Genomic DNA, 20,587 nt, shown 5'->3' with positions numbered 1-20,587 from the left:
CGTCTACTGCGCGTCCAGCTTGCCGGCGAGCAGCCGGCCGATCTCGGCGAGCGAGGCGCCGCGGTTGAGGAGGGTGCCGTGCTCGCCGGGAAGGATGTGCATCTCGATCCGGCCGTCGACGTGCGGCCGCCACGCCTCGGCCGTCACCGCCGGATCCTGCTGGTCGGTCGCGGTCATCAGTAGCACGTCGTCGCGGAAACGCTCGGGAACATAGTCGATGAGCAGGTGGGTGTTGTTGGCCGAGATTTCCATGATCGAGTGCAGTTGTTCCCGGCTCAGGTTCGCCAACGCGCTGCCGTTGCGGCGCAGGATCTCCATGGCCGCGTCGAACGTCAGCCGGTCGCCGGGGTGCGGCACCGCCGACGGGTCGACGAGCCCCACGAGGTAGCGGAGGTGGTTGTGCATCTCCGCCTCGTCCAGCTCCGGCACGTCGTCGTGGGTCAGTCCCTTCCAGCCGGGGAAGACGTCGATGACGCAGAGCAGCCCGGTGTGCTCGCCACGCTTCTGCAGCTCGACCGCCGTCGCGTATGCGGCCAGCCCGCCGAACGACCAGCCTAGGAGATGGTAGGGCCCGCCGGGCTGGACACGCTGGATCTCGTCGGCGTAGTCAACGGCCATCTGCATCAAGCTCGTGGGCCGCAGTTCGGGCCTACCGAGTCCACGCGCCTGAATGCCGTAGACCGGTCGGTCCGCGCGCAGGAACGGGAGGAGACCGGCGTATGACCATCCGATGCCGCCGCCCGGATGCACACAGAACAGGGGTTCCCGCGCGCCGTGGGTCCGCAGCGGCAGCATCACCTCGAGGCTGTCGCGGTCGTCGTCGGCGCCGAGCTGCGTGGACATCCCGGCCGGTGTGGGCGTCTCGAACAAAGCCCGCAGGCCCAGCTCGACACCGAACGCCGCGCGGATGCGGGCCTTGAGACGCGCGGCCAGCAGAGAATGCCCCCCAAGCTGGAAGAAGTCATCGTCGACATGTACCCGCGGCATCCCCAGCACCTCGGCGAACAGGCCACACATGATCTCTTCCTGCGGTGTACGCGGTGCCCGGCGGTCGGTGGCGGATACGATTTCCGGGGCGGGGAGGGCGGCGCGGTCTAGCTTGCCGTTGCGGCTGAGCGGCAACCGGCTGAGCGGCACGATCGCACTGGGCACCATGAACTCCGGCAGCTGCCGGCGCAGATCCTCGACGAGGTCGGCAATCAGCGCGCTGGTCGACTGGACGGTCCACGGTGCGTTGACCAACCGGCCGAGCGGTGGTGCGCTGCCGACCTCGCCCGGCGAGCGGTAGAGGTCAACGACCGTGCCCTCGGCCGACGCCGCCACGAACACCAGCTCCAGCTCGTACGGGTCGCTCGCCCACGTCACGTGCAGCGTGCGCCCGAGCCGGCCGGCCAGGTCGTACAACGATTCCAGCCGCGGGGCGTTGGACGGCACGCCGCCGTGCTGCTCGTGGATGTCCGCGGTGACCGCGGCGTCGGCAACGATGCGGTGGTTCGGCACGCCGACGACGCGCACCGGCCCCTCCGCCTCGGACAGGACCGCCTCGAGACCCGGAAGGCCGCCGACGCCGTGCCACCGCACGACCGGGACGTCCCGCACCGAGCGCACGGGCGTCCTTCCCCGCTTGATTATCGTGACGTCGTAGCGGTAGCGCGTCAGCTCGTTGACGGCGGCGCCGCGCTTGACGGCCAGGTGGGTTCCCGCCACCTCGTCGGCCTGCTCGACGAGCACGGCGAAGTAGTCCGGCGCGACGAGCAGTTCCTTCTCGAAGACGAGGGCATGCTCGACCGCCCGCCGCAGCTCGGCGCGGTCACGCCGGTCCCGGGCGCGGTGCGCCACCACGGCCGAGGCGAGCGTCCGGTGCAGCCGGAGATTACGCACGTCGCCGACGAACAGCGCGCCGCCCGGCTCGAGCAGCCCCAGAGCCGCGGTAACGACCTGCCGCAGGTACTCGCCGCTGGGGAAGTACTGCACGATCGAGTTCAGCACGATCGTGTCGAAGTGCCCGGCCGGCAGGTCACCGATGTCGTGCGCCGGCAGCACCCTTAGGCGGACCTTGTCGCGCAGCAGCGGGTCCGTGCCGACATGCGCGCGCAGGGTCTCGATGACGGCGGCCGAGAAGTCGGTGGCCCAGTACTCCTGAGCGTCCGGGGCGAGCCGGGAGAGCAGCAGACCCGTGCCGACACCGATCTCTAGCACCCGACGCGGACGAAGCTGCCGAATCCTGGCAACGGTCTCGTCGCGCCACTCCCGCATGTCGGCCAAGGGGATGGGTGCGGCGTCGTAGCTGCTGTTCCACCCCGCGAAGTCGTCGCCGAACGCGGCCGTGGGAGCGGCGTAGAGGGTTTCGTACAGCCGCTGCCAGTCGTCGATCTGGGTGCGCTCGGCCCGGGGTTCACCACCGCCGACATCGGTGTCGGCGACCACGTAGGCGACCAGACGAGCGCCCGACTCGCCGTCGTCCCGGACGAGCGCCGCCGCCTGCCGCACGGCCGGATGCCGCCGCAGGACGCTCTCAACCTCGGCCGGTTCGATCCGGAAGCCACGCAGCTTGACCTGCTCGTCGACGCGGCCCACGTAGTCCAACGCACCGTCGCCGGTCCACCGCACGAGATCCCCGGTGCGGTACATGCGCTGGCCGGGCGGCCCGAACGGGTCGGCGACGAACCGGTGCGCGGTTTGCGCCGGGCGCCGAAGGTACCCGCGGGCCAACCCCGTGCCGGCGATGTACAGCTCGCCCACCACACCGGGCGGAACCCGGCGGAGGTCCCGGTCAAGCACGTGGACCCGGGTGTTGGTCATGGGTCGTCCGATCGGGACGGCGGCCGCGTCGGCGGGAAGCCGGCTCATCGGCCACGTCGTGGCGAAGGTCGTCGTCTCGGTGGGGCCGTAGCCGTTGACGACGACCAGACCCGGGCAAGTCTCCTGCACGGTGCGCACGGCGTGGGGCGACACCGCCTCACCACCCGCCCAGACCTGCCGCACGCCGGCCAGGCACGACGGCAGGGTCTCCGCCACCAGGGTGAACAGCGAGCTGGTCAGCCAGACAGCGGTCACACCGTGGTGGGCGATCGTATCGCCGAGCACATAAACGTCTAGCTCACCCTCCGGCGCGACGACTACCGTTCCACCGGTCAGCAGCGGTACCCACAGCTCGTAGGTGGAGGCGTCGAATGCGGGCGAGGAGTGCAGCAGCACACGCTGGTGTGCCCCGGTACGCCAGCACGGGTCGGCGGCCAGTTCGGCGACGTTGCCATGTGTGACGCAGATGCCCTTGGGTTGTCCGGTCGACCCGGAGGTGTACATGACGTACGCGAGGTCCTGCGGTCCGGTGGGCACGGCCGGTGGTCGCGCCAGCCGCGTCCGCCCGTCAGGGTCGTGGACGAAGGTTGAATCGTTAACCTCCGTGCCCGCGATGACGACCGTGGTGTGCTCGGGCACCAGCCCGGGTGCCGGCGGGCGGTCGGTGATGAGGACCCGTGCGTCGGTCTCGCTCATCACGAGCCGGGACCGGGCGGCCGGATACCTCGCGTCCAGTGGCACGTAGGCGGCTCCGGCCGTGAGGACGGCGAGGACGGCTGCCACGAAACCGGGGGAGTGCGGCATGAGGAGCGCGACCGTGCTGCCGCGGTGGACGCCGTGCCGCATCAGGACGCCTGCAAGCCGCTGGGCGGCCTCCCGCAGCTCGGCGTAGCTGACGGTCGTGGTGCCCTGCACCACCGCCGGGGCCTCGGGATGTTCGCCGACCCGGTGGGCGAACAGCTGCGGCAGGCCGTCGTCGACGGGTGGGGCGGACGTGTCGTTGTACCGCTGCAGAACACGAAGCTCCTCGTCGATCAGCGCCTCGGCCGCCGTAATGGACCGCGACGACTCGGCCACCAGAGCGTCCAGGAGCCGAACCCACCGGCCGAACAGCGCGGTCACCGTCGCGGCGTCGTACAGGTCGCTCGCGTACTCCACGACACCGGTGATGCCCTCGGGCTGGCCGGTGCCGTCCCGGCGCTCCACCAGGCTGAAGAAGAGGTCGAACTTCGCCGTTCCGGTACGTCCCGGCTCGATACCCACCTGCAGCCCGGGTAGGTGGAACGTGCCGGAGGAGGCATTCTGGAGTGCCAGCATCGTCTGGAACAGCGGGTGCCGTCCCAGCGACCGAGGCGGGTTCAGGGCCTCCACGAGGTACTCGAACGGCACGTCCTGGTGTGCGTAGGCGGACAGCGCGGTCTCCCGGACACGGGAGAGCAGCTCGCCGAAGCTGGGGCGCCCGGACGTGTCGGTGCGGAGGACCAGCGTGTTGACGAAGAATCCGACCAGGTCGTCGAGTGCCTGATCCGTGCGTCCCGCGATCGGGCTGCCGATCGGGATGTCGCGCGTGCCGGTCAGCTGCGACAGCAGCACAGCGAGTCCGGCCTCGAGGACCATGAACACCGTGGCGCCCGACTGCCGCGCGAGATCCGCGATCCGCTGGTGCAGCGCTTGGTCGATGCCGACGTTGACGTAGTCGCCGCGGTAGGAGGCGGCGGCCGGGCGGGGACGGTCGGTGGGCAGCGGCAGCTCCTCGGGAAGATCACGCAGCTGCGTCGACCAGTAGTCCAGCTGTCGGGCGAACAGGCTCCCGGAATCGCGCTGGTCGCCCAGCAGGGCGTTCTGCCAGAGCACGTAGTCGCTGTACTGCACCGGCAGCGGAAGCCAGGCCGGTGCCTCCGCCCGGCAGCGTGCCTCGTATGCCCGGGCCAGGTCGGCTGCCAGCGGATTGAGCGACCAGCCGTCTCCGGCGATGTGGTGCACGACGAGCAGCAGCACGTGTTCCTCGGCCGAGAGCCTGAACAGGTGCGTGTGCACCGGCGGCTCGTTCGCGAGGTCGAAGCCGCGCTGCGCGGCGGCGTTGAGCGACGTGGCCAGACCGTCGTGGTCACCGGGTACGACGTCCAGGACGGGCGTCGCCTCGTCCGGGTCCAGCACGTGCTGCGACGGCACACCGTCGGTCTCCGGGAAGACGGTGCGCAGGCTCTCGTGGCGTCGCACCACGTCGGCCACCGCGGCCTGCAGGGCGGGTCGGTTCAATGCACCGGTCAGGCGCAGTGCCAGCGGAATGTTGTATGTGGCGCTCGGACCTTCCATCTTGTGGATGAACCACAGCCGCTTCTGCGCGTACGACAGCGGCATCACGTCGGGCCGCGGTTGAGCGGTCAGCGCCAATCGGCTCGGTGCGGCCGTGTCGAGCAGGCCGGCGACGGCGGCCGCGGTGGCGTTCTCGAACAGCGACCGTAGGGCCAGTTCCACGCCGAAGGTGGCGCGTATCCGAGCGATCAGCCGGGTGGCCAGCAGAGAATGCCCGCCGAGGTCGAAGAAGTTGTCGTCGGCGCCGACGTGCGGAAGGCCCAGCACCTGGGCGAACAGGTCGCACAGGATCTGCTCCTGCGGCGTGCGCGGGTCACGCCCACCGCCGCCCAGGAACAGCCCGGGCGCCGGCAGAGCGGCCCGGTCCAGCTTGCCGTTGGCGGTCAACGGCAGGGCGCTCATCGGCACGAACGCGCTGGGCACCATGTAGCCGGGCAACCGCTGCTCGGCCAGCTCGCGGAGCTCCGCTATCAGGGTGCCGCTCGTGCGCGGTGCCATCGGGTCGGTGGTGAAGCTCGACAGCGGCGTCCGCGGGTTTGGCGGCGTGACCGGCAGGTAGGTTCCGGTGAGCGCCACCTCGCTGCGGGCCAGCACGAGGTCGACCTGCCGAGGATCGGCGGACCATGCCGCCGCCGTCTGGTAGCCGAAGTCCGCACCGAGCTCGTGCAGGGCCTCGAGATCAATACCAGAGGTCGGCGGAACCAGGTGCTCACCGGTGCGGATCGCGTCGGCGAGGGCCCAGTCGGCGGCGACGCGATCGTGCGGTACCCCGGTCAGCCGCAGGCTCTGCGGCGCATGCGTGCTCAGATAGGCTCGAACCGCCGCCACGTCGGGGACGTTCTCCCAGGCCAAAGTGGGTGCACTGGAGACATCGGTGGTGCGGGCGCCGGCCACGTGCAGAGTCACGTCGTAGCGGTAACGGCTGAGCTCGTTGTCGTAGCCGCCGCGCTTGAGCTGGATGCCAACGGCTGCGATGTCGGGAAGACGGGCGGCGAGCGCGGTGAAGAAGTCGGGATCGACGAGCAGTTCCTTCTCCAGCACGAGCTCGTGCTCCACCTGCCGGCGCAGCGCCGTCACATCGAGCGGTTCGCCCATCCCGTAGGCGCAGACGCCCGTCTTGAAGGCCCGCAGCATGCGTGCGTTCCGCACGTCGCCGACGAACAGCGTGCCGCCCGGTGCGACCGACCGCAGCGCTGTCGTGATGACCTCCGCCAGGTGCTCGGCGCTGGGCAGGTACTGCACCACCGAGTTGAGCACCACCGTGTCGAAGTGGGCGGCCGGCAACCCACGGCTGTCGTGTGCGGCCTGCACCCGTACGGTGACCCGCGGCGCCAGCTGCGGATCCGCTTCGACGTGCCGGGCCAGCTCGGTGATCACCTGGTCGGAAAAGTCCGTTGCCCAGTACTGCTCGCACTGCGGCGCGATCCGGGCCAGCAGCAGGCCGGTGCCGACACCGATCTCGAGCACCCGGCGCGGTCTCAACGCGAGTATCCGGGCGACCGTCTGCGCTCGCCACTCCCGCATCTCGGCGAGTGGGATCGGCTCGCCGGTGTAGCTGCTGTTCCAGCTGGCGAAGTTCTCGCCGAAGGGCGCCTGCCGCGCACCGGCGTAGACGGAGTCGTACAGGTGTCGCCAGTCCTCCAGCTGGTGGCGCTCGCCGCTATGGTCGCGGACGGTGTTCGCGGTGTCGGCCACGACGTACGCCACGAGCCGCTGGTCACCGGGCTGATCCTCGCGGACGACGACCGCCGCCTGCCGGACGTTGGCGTGCTCGCGCAGGAGGTTCTCGATCTCCCCGGGCTCGATCCGGAAGCCGCGCAGCTTGACCTGGTCGTCCGTGCGGCCGAGGTAGTCGAGCCGACCGGCACTCGTCCAGCGCACCAGGTCACCCGTGCGGTACATCCGCTCGCCGCGACGACCGAAGGGGCAGGCGATGAACCGGGCAGCGGTGAGGCCGCGCCGACCCATGTAGCCCTGCGCCAGGCCGGTACTGGCGAGATAGAGGTCGCCGACGACGCCGGGAGGCACCGGCCGCAGACGTCCGTCGAGGACGTACGCCCTCGTGTTAGCGATCGGCTTGCCGATCAATGGGTGCTCTCCGGCGGTGACCGGGTCCGCGGTGGACCAGACCGTGGTCTCGGTGGGCCCGTACAGGTTGATCGTTGGACCGAGACTCGCCAGCGTCGCCGCCAGGGTCTCCGGCAGCGCCTCGCCGCCGGTGAGTATGCGCAGGCCGCGCAGCGCGTCGCCGGGCTGGGACACCAATGCCTGCCACAGCGCGGGGGTCGCCTGCATGACGGTGATGCGGTGGGTGGAGATCATGCCGAGAACCGCCGAGGGTTGCGGGACGACGTCGCGCGGCGCGATGACGACGCGAGCGCCGTGCAACAGCGGCAGGTACATCTCCAGGGCGGCGATGTCGAAGGCGATCGTGGTGACGGCCAGCAGCCGGTCCGCGCCGATCATAGGGACGAGCCGTCGCATGGCGTAGAGGAAATTGGCGAGCGCGAGGTGAGGCACGACCACGCCCTTGGGCTTGCCGGTGGACCCGGAGGTGTAGATCACGTAGGCCGGTTGCTCCGGTGTCGGCGTCACCGCTGGCACGGTATCGGGCTGAGAGTCCAGCACGGCCGCCGTCTCGCCGTCGTCGATCGTAATGCGGTACAGCTCGTCGAACTCGCCGACCGCCTTGGTGGTGCCCTGCGTGGTGAGCAGCAGGGCGGGCTGGGCGTCGCGCAGCATGAACTCGATACGCGACGCGGGATACTCCACGTCCAGCGGCAGGTACGCCGCGCCGGTCTTCAGCACGGCCAGCAACGCGATCGGCAGCTCGACCGTGCGAGGCAGCGCGAGCGCCACGATGGTGCCCGGCCCGGCGCCATGGGCGAGCATCATCCTGGCCAGCTGGTTGGCGCGCGCGTCGAGCTGTCGGTAGGTGAGTGTGGCGTCCTGGGCCACGACCGCGACGGCGTCCGGAGTCTCGGCTACCTGCCGGCCCAGTAACTGTGGCAGCAGCGCGGGTTCGAGCTCGGCGGCGGTGTCGTTCCACGCCTGCAGGACCTCGGCGCGCTCGGCCCTGGTCAGCACCTCAACGTCGGTGACAGGGCGCTCGGGTGCGTCGGCGACCGCGGCCAGGAGCCGCACCCAGCGGTCGAACACTGTGCGCACGGTCGCCGGTTCGTAGAGATCGCCGGCATACTCGACCGCCCCGCGGATGCCGGCCGGAACCCCGTCCGGGCCCTTGTCCTCCAGGAGACTGAAGAACAGGTCGAACTTCGCGGTGCCGGTGCGCGCCTGTGACACCGTGACCTGCAGTCCGGGCAGGTCGAAGCTGCCTTCCGGCGCGTTCTGCAGGGCCAACATGACTTGGAACAGCGGATGGTGTGCCAACGACCGGGACGGGTTGAGCACCTCGACGAGGTACTCGAACGGGACATCCTGATGGGCGTAGGCCGACAGGGCCGCCTCGCGAACCCGGTGCAGCAGCTCGGTGAAGGTGGGATCGCCCGAGGTGTCGGTGCGAAGCACCAGGGTGTTGACGAAGAAACCGATCAGGTCGTCGAGGGCTTGGTCGGTGCGGCCGGCGATGGGACTGCCGATCGGGATGTCGGTGCCACACCCCATCCGGGTCAGCAAGGCGGCGAGTGCCGCCTGCAGCACCATGAAGAGCGTGGCGCCGTTCTGGCGGGCCAGCTCGGCGAGGCGGCGGTGCAGGTCGGCGTCGATCTCCACGGTCAGGTAGTCGCCGGAATAGGACGCGGTAGCCGGCCGCGGCCGGTCCCCAGGCACCGTGACCTGCTCAGGCAGCCCCGCGAGGGCCCTATGCCAGTACGACACCTGCTCACTGAGGAGGCTGGCGGCGTCGGCCTGCTCACCCAGCAGCTCGTTCTGCCAGAGGGTGTAGTCGGCGTACTGCACCGGCAGCGGCGTCCACGCCGGAGCCGCACCCCGGGCGCGGGCGCGGTACGCCCGGGTGAGATCGGTCGCCAGCGGGCTCAGCGACCAGCCGTCGCCCGCGATGTGGTGGATCACCAGCAGCAGCACGTGCTCATCCGGCCGCACCGCGAACAGCTGGGCCCGGACGGGGCAGTCGGTCGCCAACCGGAACGGGTCGCGGGCGGCGGCCGTCAGCAGGGCCGGCAGCTCCTCCTCGGTGCACGACACGACCGGCAGCGCCGGCTCCGCCGACTCCGCCGCGCGTACCTGCTGCGCCGGTACGCCCCCCACCTCGGGAAAGACCGTCCGTAGGCTCTCGTGCCTGCTGATCACGTCGGTCAGTGCCGCTCGCAGCGCCGACGGGTCGAGACGCCCCCGGAAGCGCAGCGCCAGGGGAATGTTGTAGGTGGCGCTTGGACCCTCCAACTGATGCAGGAACCACAGGCGGCGTTGCGCGAACGACAACGGGAGCGTCTCCGGTCGGTCGCGGCGGGTCAGCGCCAGCCGCGCCTGGCCGCTGTCCCGCAACCGGCCGGCGACTCCGGCCGGCGTGCGGTTCTCGAACAGCGCCCGCACCCCGACCTCGACGCCGAACGTCGAGCGGATACGCGCCGCGAGTCGGGTGGCGAGCAACGAGTGACCGCCCAGCTCGAAGAAGTCGTCGGTCACCCCCACTCGCGCCACTCCCAGCACCTGGGCGAACAGGTCGCACAGGATCTGCTCCTGCGGCGTGCGCGGGTCGCGGCCCGCGGCCGAGGCCGAGAAGTCCGGCGCGGGCAACGCGGCCCGGTCCAGCTTGCCGTTCGCAGTGAGCGGCAACGCGGGCAGCGGCATCACCACAGCCGGCACCATGTACTCCGGCAGGCGCTGCCGCACGAGCTCCCGCAGCGCGTCCGGCTGGACGGCGCCGTCCGACGTCGGTACCACGTACGCGACCAGCCGCTGGTCACCCGGCCGGTCCTGGCGTGCCGTCACCACCGCCTGCGCCACGCCGGCGTGCTCGCCCAGCACGGCCTGGATCTCACCGGGCTCGATGCGGAACCCGCGGACCTTCAGCTGCTGGTCGGCCCGGCCGAGGAACTCGAGCTGACCATCGGCGGTCCAGCGTGCCAGATCGCCGGTGCGGTACATCCGCGTGCCGGGCGGGCCGTACGGGTCGGCGACGAAACGCTGCGCTGTCAACGCCGGCTTTTCTAGGTAGCCGCGCGCCAGGCCGACGGTGTTGGTGTACAGCTCCCCGACGCCGCCGGGCGGCACCAAGCCGAGGCTTCCATCCAGTACGTACACGCGTACGTTGTCGATGGGACGCCCGATCGTAGCGGCCTCGGGCCACTCGTCGACGTCATCCGGCAGGGTGCCGGCCGTCAGTACCTGAGCCTCGGTGGGCCCGTAGTGGTTGTGCAGCAGCCGGCCGGGGACGCGACCGAAGAACCGGCGCACCTGCCGGCTGAGGGTGAGCGCCTCGCCGGCCTGGGCGACCTGGCGCAACGGTGCGATGTCGACATCGAGCTCGGCAGCCGCCTCGGCCACCGACTCCACCACGAGGTTCGGTGCGAACAGCTCACCGACCCGCTGCTCGGCGAGCCAGACCGCGAACTGCTGCGGGTCACGCCGCACGTCGTCGCCGGGCACCACCAGGGTCTTGCCCGACAGGAGCGCCGAGAGCACCTCCTGGACCGAGACGTCGAAGCTGAGCGCGGTGAACTGGGCGGTCCGGTCGCCGGGGCCGCCTCCGATGACGCGGGCGTGCCAGCGGAGGACATTGGCCACGCCGAGGCCGGTCATTTGCACAGCCTTGGGCCGCCCGGTCGAGCCGGAGGTGTAGATGACGTAGGCAGGGCTTGCCAGGGTCAGCACGCCAGTGCGCTGGGCGTCGGTGGGATCAGTGTCCGGGCCGGTCTCGACCGCCCCGGGGGCTGCCGGGTCGTCGACCACCAGAACGGGCGTGGCGACATCGTCCGGAATGGTACTCACGGTCTGCCGGTTCGCCAGCAGCACGGCCGGTTGCGCGTCACGCAACATGAAGGACAGCCGCGCGGGCGGATGAGCCGGGTCCAGGGGCAGGTGCGCCGCGCCGGCCTTGAGCACCGCGAGGATGGCGACCACCTGGTGCGGTGAGCGGTGCATGAGGAGCGCCACGACGCTCTCCGGTCCCACTCCGTGGGCGATGAGCGCGTGCGCGAGCCGGTTGGCGCGGCGGTTGAGCTCTGCGTAAGACAGGGTGATCTCGTCGAACTGGACCGCCGGGGCGTCCGGCGTGGCCGCCACCTGCGCCTCGAACTGTTCCGGCAGCCGTGCCGGCTCGCCGGCAACGGCGGCGCCGTTCCACCGCACCAGGAGCCGGTCGCGCTCGGCGGCGGTGAGCAGGTTCACCCGTCCCACGGGCACCTCGGGGTTCTCCGCCACGGCGGTGAGCAGGCGCAGCAGCCGGTCGAGCAGCGCCTGCGCCGCGTCCCGGTCGAACAGATCGGCCCGGTAGTCCAGCCGCAGGTACAGGCGGCGCCCGGGTGCCGCGACGAGGGTCAGCGGGTAGTGGGTGGCATCCCGCCCGCGTTCCAGGGCCGGCCGGACGCGAAGGCCGGTACCGGGCGTGACGGCGATGTCGTGTGTCGGGCCGTCACCGTCCCACGGGTAGTTCTCGAACACCATCATGGTGTCGAACAGCTCGCTCATGCCGGTCACCTGGTGGATGTCAGACAGCCCCAGGTGGTGATGCGGGGTGAGCGCGGACTGTCGCCTCTGTACGTCGGTGATGAGCGCGGACAGGGATTGCGTCCCGTCCACCCGGACGCGGACCGGCACGATGTTGATGAACAGCCCAACCATGTGCTCGACGTCGGCTAACTGGGGCGAGCGACCGGACACGATCGCCCCGAACGTCACGTCGTCGAGTCCCGTCATCCGGCTCAGGACGACGCCCCAGGCCGCCTGCAGCATCGCGTTCACCGTGACCCCGTGCCGCTGGGCCTGTCCGTACAGGGCGGCGGTCACCGCCTCCGGCGCCTCGATCACCACCCGCTGCGGTATCCGCGGGCTGCGTCCGGGGTCCACCAGAGCGAGCAGCGTGGCCTCATCGACACCGGCGAGTTCGGTGCGCCACGCCTGCCGGGCCGCTTCCCGGTCCTGATGGGCCAGCCAGGCGAGGTACTCGCGGTACGGGGCCACCCGGGGCAGTGCGGCGCTGTCACCCTGTTCGGCGTAGAGCGTGAACAACTCGCGCACGACGATCGGCGTCGACCAGCCGTCGAGCAGGATGTGGTGGTTGGTGACGATGAGACAGTGCCGCCGCGGTGCCAGCCGCACCAGGGTGAAGCGAAGCAGCGGGGGACGCGCGAGGTCGAACCGACGCTCGTACTCCTCGGCCGCGGCGCGCTCTAGCGCGGCCTGCGCCTCGGCGTCGTCGAGACCGCTGAGGTCCAGGTCGGTCCAGTCGACGGCAACCTCGGCGGGAATGGCCTGCACCGGCGTGCCGGACGACACCTGCGGGAAGCCCGCACGCAGGTTCGGATGCCGATCGAGCAGGGCCTGCGCCGCGGTGCGGAGCATCGGGGCGTCCAGCGGGCCCGACAGGTCGAGCAGTTGCTGCACGGTGTACACGTCCGGGCCGTTCGGATCGTACAGCGCGTGGAACAGCATCCCCTCCTGCATCGGGGACAGTGGGAGGACGTCCACGAGTCTCGACGGCATCACTTCGGTGTCCTCCACATGGCTTCCAGGTGTTCGATGTCGTGTTGGTCCAGCCCGACGAGCGGGAAGTCGGACGGGGTGTGGCCGCCGACGCCGGGGCGGGAGACGTGCCGCACGAGCCCTCGGACAGCGTCGAACCAGTACCGCGCCACGGACCGGACGGCCGGCTCCGTCCACATCCCTGAGGCCCAGCTCCAGGTGGCCGTCAGCCGGGGGCCGTCCGGGTGGTCCCGCACCGACGAGTTGATCTCAAGGCCGTGCGCGAGCGGCATCGCCGCGTCGCTGCCGCCGAGAAGACCGAGCTCGTCCGCGACCTGCCAGTCAGGATCTCCCGGTACGACTGGCCGGCCCGGCGCGGGAAACCGGCCCAGGTAGTTGAAGCCGACCTGGGGCGGGGGCGTGCCGGCCAGCTGCGCGGCGGTGTCCGGGTTGAGGTACCGCAGCAGGCCGAACTCGATGCCGTGGCCCGGCAGGGAGCGGAGCTGTTCCTTGACCCGTTTGATCGACTCACCTGCGTCGGGTCCGCCGGCGACCACATCGGCCCACCCGGGCGTCCCGGGGTCCAGCTGCACCGGGTATATGCAGGTGAACCAGCCGACCGTGCGGGAGAGGTCGACGTCGTCGTCGCGGCCATGGCCCTCCACGTCGACCAGGACGGCGCCGCCGGCCCCCCGGCCTTGCTCCCGGCGCCAATGCCCCAGCGCAAGGGCCAGCGCGGTCAGCAACACGTCCTGCACTCCGGCGTGGAAGGCGGCCGGGACGCTGGTGACGAGCGGCTCGGTGGTCTCCGGCGGCAGGGTGAGCGTCAGCTCGCCGGCTGTGCCGGTCACGTCGCGGTCGTGGTCCAGGGGCCGGTCGGTCATCAACGGGTCGTGTGCTCGCAGCATCGCCACCCACCGTGGCAGGCATCGCGTGGTCTCCGGCTGCCGTGCCCGCGCGTGCAATCGGCGTGACCAGGCGAGTAGGGACGTACCCACGGGTTCCAACGGGCGCCCGGACAGCGCTGCGACGAGGTCCGGCACCAGGATGCGCCAGGACACGCCATCGACGGCGAGGTGATGCAGCAGCAGCAGGAGCCGCCCTCGGTGGCCGCTGTCGGCGCGGAACCACACCGCCTGCACCAGGCGCCCCGCGGTGGGCGACAACCGGTCGGCCGCCCGCTGGGCCTCGCGGGCGACGGTGGTGCGCAGCGTCGCGGCGTCGGAACCGGCCACCTCCACCAGGTGGACGACGTCATCCGCGTCGACGGCTCCGGGTGGACGGATGTCGAAGTCCCACGCATGCTCGCCGCTGGCGGGCACCACCCGACCCCGCAGGGCGTCGTGGTGCTCGAGCAGCGCCTGCACCGCGTCGACGAGCCGTTCGCGGGTTAGGTCGCCGGGTGTCCGCAGCAGCATCGACTGGAAGAAGCGGTCGATGGGCCCGCCGCGCTCCTGCAGCCAGCGCACGATCGGCGTCGGTGGGACGACGCCCACCCCGCCCGCGGAGTCCTCAGCGACGTCGCGGGGCAGCAGGTCCTCGACGACGTCGGTCAGCCGTGCGACGGTCCGGTGTTCGAACACGTCGCGGACGCTGAGATCGATACCGGCGGCCCGGGCCGCCGACGCGAGCCGGATCGACATGATGCTGTCGCCGCCGCGAGCGAAGAAGTCGTCGTCGACGCCGACCCGGGCAACGCCGAGGACCTGCGCGAACAGTTCGCACAGCAGCTTCTCGCGGGGGGTGCGGGGCTCTCGCTGCGCGGCGACGTCGAGCCGCGGTGCGGGCAACGCGCCCCGGTCGAGCTTGCCGTTCGCGCTCAACGGCAGCTCGGGTAGGACGACGAACGCCGAGGGCACCATGTACTCGGGCAGGGCCCCTGTGAGGTAGGCCCGCAGCGCGGCCACCTCGGCCGTCGTCACCACGTAGGCCACGAGCTGCCGGGTGTCGTTCTGGTCCGTGCGGGCCAGCACCGCTGCCCGGATGACCTCGGGGTGACCAGCGAGAACCGACTCGATCTCACCCGGCTCGATGCGGAATCCACGAATCTTGATCTGGTCGTCGGCGCGGCCGACGAACTCCAGCACGCCGCCGGCCCACCGCGCCACGTCCCCGGTGCGGTACATGCGGTTGCCCGGCGTCCCGAACGGGTCGGCGACGAACCGGTGCGCCGTGAGCGCCGGCTGGTGCAGGTAGCCGCGGGCCAGCCCGGCGCCGCCGATGTACAGCTCGCCGCTCGTGCCAGGCGGCACCGGCTGCAGCCCGGCGTCGAGCACGTAGGTACGCATGTTAGCCATCGGGCGGCCGATGGGGACCGAGGCCGCGGCGCGGTATGGCGCGCGGGTGGGATGGCAAGTGGCAAACGTGGTTGTCTCGGTGGGGCCGTAGCCGTTGACCACGACAGTATCGGGACACGCGTCCAGCACCCGGGCGACGGCCACCGGTGACAGCGCCTCGCCGCCGGCCCAGACCTCTCGTAACGCGGCGAAGCAGCGCGGATCGTATTCGGCCACCACGTCGAACAGTGCGGCGGTGAGCCACAGCGCGGTGATCCCCGCCCCGACGATCACGGCGGCCAGGGCGCCGACGTCCAGCTCGCCGGGAGGCGGCACGACGAGTTGTCCGCCGCCCAGCAGCGGCACCCACAGCTCGTACGTGGACGCATCGAACGCCAACGGCGAGTGCAGCAGCACCCGGGCCTGCGCGGAGCCCGACCAGCACGGGTCAAGGGCCAGGCCGACCACGTTGGCATGGGTGACCGTGATGCCCTTCGGGCGTCCGGTGGACCCGGAGGTGTACATGACGTAGGCGGCATCGTCGGCGGTGCCCGGCACGGGCGGAGGGCCGGCCGGTTGGCGGGCGACCAGCGTGGCCGTGTCGGGGTCGTCGAGATTGAGCCGTGCAACGGCGTCCGGTGCGCTCATCTCGGCGGTGGCCAGCATCATCGCGGGGCGGGTATCGCGCAGCATCGCCTCGATGCGTGCCGGGGGATACCGGGTGTCCAGGGGCACGTATGCCGCGCCGGCCTTGAGCACGGCCAGGATGGCGACCACGGCGTCGATCGAGCGGTGCAGCATCAGCGCGACCATGTCGCCGCGTCCGACTCCGCGTGCGCACAGCACGTGCGCGAGCCGGTTGGCCCGGACCTCAAGGTCGGCACAGGTCAGCAGGGTGTCTCCGGCGAGCAGCGCCGGTGCGTCCGGTGTGGCTGCCGCCCGCGCCGCGAACAGTGCCGGCAGCGTCCGGCTCGGCACCGGGTGGACGGCGCCGACGCTCTGGCGCAGTACGCGCCGGTGCTCGACGCCGGTCAGCAGCGTCCACCGGTCGGCGCGTTGCCGCGGATCGGCGACCATTGCCTCGAGCAGGTGTAGCCAGCGCCGGCACATGTCCTCGACGGTCCGCGGATCGAACAGGTCGGTGGCGTACTCGACGAGCCCGCGGACGCCGGCCGGCGCCCCGCCGCTGTCGTGGTGCTCGGTCAGGTTGAGGAACAGGTCGAATTTGGCGGTCCCGGTTCGGCCGAGTTCCGAGCGCACTTGGAGGCCGGGAAGCTCGAAGCTCGGGTCGCCGGTGTTCTGCAGCGCCACCATGACCTGAAAGAGCGGGTGGTGCGCGAGCGACCGCGTCGGCTGCAGAACGTCGACGAGGTGCTCGAAGGGTACGTCTTGATGGGCGTGTGCGGAGAGGGACCGTTCGCGGACCCGGGCGACGAGTTCGACGAACGATGGGTTGCCGGACATGTCCACACGGAGGACCAGCGTGTTGACGAACAGCCCCACCAGCTCGTCCAGCGCCTGGTCGCTACGTCCGGCAACGGGCGTGCCGATGGCGATGTCGGTACCGGCTCCCAGTCGCGACAGCAGCGCCGCGAATCCCGCGACGAGCACCATGAACAGGGTGGCGTCGGCGTCTCGGCTCACGCGCAGCAGTCCGGCATGCAGCTCGGTGCTCAGCTCGAGGGACACGTAGGCACCGCGGTGCGAGGCCACGGCCGGGCGCGGGTGGTCGGTAGGCAGGGTGAGGCACTTCGGCGGGTCCGCCAGCGTCTCGGTCCAGTAGTCCAGCTGGGCGGAGAACAGGCTGCGGCGGTCGGTCGGGTCGCCGAGCAGGTCTCGTTGCCAGAGGGTGTAATCGGCGTACTGCACGGGAAGCGGGGCCAGCTCCGCCGGCCGGCCCTGGCTGCGGGCGCCGTAGGCCGCGGCCAGGTCCGTGGCGAACGGGCCGATCGACCAGCCGTCGGCCCCGATGTGGTGCAGAACGATGAGCAGCACGTGCTCGTCGGGCTCGACGTTCACCAGCTCGGCGCGGATGGGTGGTTGCGTGGCCAGGTCGAAGGGGTGCCGCGTCCCGTCGAGCAAGCGGGCCGGTAGGGCGGCCTCGTCGCTTGCGGTCTCGGTCAGAGGCACCTCGACGGTGCGCCGTACCTGTTGGTACGGCACACCGTCGAGGTCAGCGACGACGGTGCGCAGGGGCTCGTGGCGCTGCACCACGTCGTTCAGCGCGGCGCGCAGGGCGTCGCGGTCGAGTGGACCGGACAGGCGCAGGACGAACGGAATGTGGTAGGTGGCGGCGCTGGTGTCCAGCTGGTGCAGGAACCACAGCCGTCGTTGCGCGTAGGAGAGCGGCAGCCGTGCCGGGCGCTCGCGTCGACGCAGCGGCAGCCGAGCGGGCGCTGCGCCCTCGACACGCTGTGCCACGGCGGCCGGTGTGGGAGCGTCGAAGAGGGCACGCAGTCCCATCTCGATGCCGAACGCGGTGCGCAACCGGGCGGCCAGGCGAGTCGCCAGAAGGGAATGACCGCCGAGGTGGAAGAAGTTGTCGTCGACGGAGACGTGCGGTACGCCGAGCACCTCGGCGAAGAGACCGCAAAGGATCTCCTCGCGCGGGGTCCTTGGCCGCGCCGCCGTTCCCGCGGCGGGGTCGCGTGGTGGCTCGGGCAGCGCCGCGCGGTCTAGCTTGCCGTTGCGGGTCAGGGGCATGCGTTCCAGCGGGATGACGGCCGTCGGCACCATGTACTCGGGCAGTCGTTCGCGCGCGGCCTCGCGCAGCACGTCCGGCCGGCAGAGTGCGCCGGCGACCGGCACGACGTAGGCGACGAGCCGTTCGTCATCGACCCGGTCCCGCCGGGCGACGACGGCGGCCTGTGCGACGTCGGGTTGGTCGGCGAGGACGGCCTCGACCTCACCGAGCTCGATCCGGAAGCCCCGGATCTTCACCTGGTCGTCGCAGCGGCCCAGGTACTCCAGACGGCCGTCGGCATCCCATCGGGCCACGTCTCCCGTGCGGTACATCCGCGTGCCGGGCGGCCCGTACGGGTCGGCGACGAAGCGTTGCGCGCTCAGGCAGGGATGCCCCAGGTAGCCCCGCGCGAGACCGGCGCCGGACACGTACAGCTCGCCGGTCCCGCTGGGCGGCACCAGGCGCAGCCCGGGGTCGAGGACGTACGTCCGCAGGTGGGCGAGGCTGGTACCGATGACGCTGCCTACCCCCGCGTGAGCGTGTTCCCGTCGAAGATCGATGCGGGTGACGTGCACCGTCGTCTCGGTGATGCCGTACATGTTCACGAGCGTCGGGGTGGTCTCGGGATGCCGCTCGTACCAGCCGCGTAGGCGGTCCGGACGCAGGGCCTCGCCACCGAAGATCACCGTACGCAGGGCGAGCGGGCGGCCGTCCGGCTCCTGTTCGATGTCGGCCTCGATCAACGGGTAGAACGCCGAGGGGGTCTGGTTCAGGACGGTCACTCGCTCGTCGGATAGCAGCCGCCGGAACTGGGCTGGCGTTCGACTGGTGTCGTACGGCACGACGACCAGCCGGCCGCCGTGCAGCAGCGCGCCCCAGGTTTCCCAGACCGAGAAGTCGAAGGCGGTGGAGTGGAACAGCGTCCAGACGTCCCGGTGGGTGAACCCGAAGTCGTCCCGAGTCGCCTCGAACAGCCGCAGGACGTTGCGGTGGGTGACCACGACGCCCTTGGGGCGGCCGGTCGATCCCGAGGTGTAGATGACGTACGCCGGATGGTCGGCGCCCAGCCGGCTCGTCCGGTGCTTGTCCGTCGGGTCGGTGGCCGCCTGCTCGCGCAGGTGTGCGAGCGTCGCTGGGTCGTCGCACACCACGGTGGGTACGGCCGGTAGCGGCGGCACCGACGACGCCGCGATCCGGTTGGTGACGACGAGCGTCGGGTGAGCGTCCTCGAGCATGGACGCCAGGCGCGACGCCGGGGACGTCGGATCCAGCGGCAGGTAGGCCGCGCCCGTCTTGACGATCGCCAGGAGGGCGACGACGAGTTCCAGGGAGCGCGGCAGCGCGAAGGCGACCAGCGACTCCGGGCCGGCACCGCGCGCTATCAGCAGATGCGCGAGCTGGTTGGCCCGGGCGTTGAGCTCGGCGTAGGACAGGACGGCGGGACCGAACGATACTGCGGTGCATTGGGGACGCGCCGTCACCTGCGCCTCGAATAGCGCCGGGAGCGTGTCGCGGTGCGACACGGTAGTGGCGTTCTCCGTTGCCCCGAGGAGCCGCGACCGCGCCGCTCGATCGAGCGTCTCGAGGCGGCCGATCGGATCGTCCGGGCCGGCATCGGTGACCGCGTCCATGAGGGCGATGAGATTCTGTTGATGGGCGGCCAGCGCGGCCGCGGTGCACACTTCCGGATGCGCGTTGAGGTCGATCTGCAGGCCGCGCCCGTCACGCCGATCCCATACGGCGATCGTGAGGTCGCCAACCAGTCCGGAGGAGAGGTTGTGGACCGAGGCGCCGTGCGGACCGAAACGCAGGTTGTAGCCGAGTGACATCACGTTGACGACGGGGGCGTACCGGGACGCCAGCTGACCGGGCAGGTCGAGGTCGCGCTGCAGGTCCTCACCGCGGTAGCACTGGTGCGCTGCGGCGTCGGCGACCCGGGTACTGACCTGCCGCACCAGCTCCGCCGTGCTCATGGCCGGGTGGACCGACACCCGCAGAGGCAGGATGTTCGAGGCCATGCCGGGGGTCTGCCGAAGAATCACACTGGCTCGTGCGGCCAGGGGCAGGCCGATGACCACGTCGTGGGCGCCGGTCATGCGGTGGACATACGCGGCGGTCGCCGCGATCGCCACTTGGGACCATGGCACCCGAATTTGGCGCGCGACGGTGCGCATGCGCTCCAGTCGCGCCTGGGACATCAACGTCGTGCTGCGGCGGAACTCGACCGGCACCGTGGCGGACGCGGTGACCAGGCGGGTGGGTGCCGGGCGGTCCGCGAACTCGTGCGCCCAGTACGCACGGTCACGCTCGAACCGTTCGGACGACCGGTACGCCGCGTCGCACTCCAGGAGCTGTCGGAGCGACCCGAAGTACCGCTCGCCGCACGGCTGTTGCTCGGTGAGCGCGGTGTAGACCTCGGACACTCGCCGGGCGACGAGCTGGGCGCCGAACGCGTCCATGACGATGTGGTGATACCCGTGGTACCAGATGTAGCAGTCGGGACGCACCCTGAGCAACGCAAAGTTGAACAGCGGGCCGGTGCTGAGGTCCATCGGCTGGCCGACGTCATCCCACATCCATGTCTGGGCGGACGCCAGGGGGTCGGCCTCATGGCTGACGTCGATGATGGGCATCGGCCAGTCGGTGATGTGCCGAATGACCTGATGCGCCTGGTGACCCGCTTCGACGAGACGTACATGCAGCGCGTCGACGTCCTCGACGACCATACGAAGCGCGCGCTCGAACAAGGTGGCGTCGACCGCGCCGTCGATGCGAACGTACTCGCCGACCTTGTACACGTTGTTCGCCGAGCCGAGCCGCTGTTCCGCGAACCAGATCTCACGTTGTGCAGCCGCCAGAGGGAAAACTGCGCCGTCGGGATCACGATGAAACAATCTTTGTCCTCCGA

At 70.9% G+C, this 20,587-nt stretch carries 2 protein-coding genes; both read right to left on the bottom strand.

The genetic code is table 11. The features are described from left to right. Positions 1-3 precede the first annotated feature (3 nt). Positions 4-12,759 carry an amino acid adenylation domain-containing protein gene (locus ACN268_RS11565; RefSeq protein WP_421483206.1) on the bottom strand — a complete coding sequence of 4,252 codons (12,756 nt, stop codon included), beginning with the start codon at positions 12,757-12,759 and terminating at the stop codon, positions 4-6. Next, positions 12,741-20,573 (bottom strand): amino acid adenylation domain-containing protein, encoded by a 7,833-nt coding sequence (locus ACN268_RS11560; protein WP_421483204.1) that lies wholly within the window; start codon positions 20,571-20,573, stop codon positions 12,741-12,743. The genes ACN268_RS11565 and ACN268_RS11560 overlap by 19 nt, the downstream gene beginning before the upstream one ends. Positions 20,574-20,587: the final 14 nt, after the last annotated feature.

This window comes from Micromonospora sp. WMMD735, from assembly GCF_049178995.1.
GTDB classification, from domain to species: Bacteria; Actinomycetota; Actinomycetes; order Mycobacteriales; family Micromonosporaceae; genus Micromonospora; species Micromonospora wenchangensis.
The sequence above is the reverse complement of the archived record's forward strand: the minus strand, read 5'-3'. Positions and strand labels throughout refer to the sequence as shown.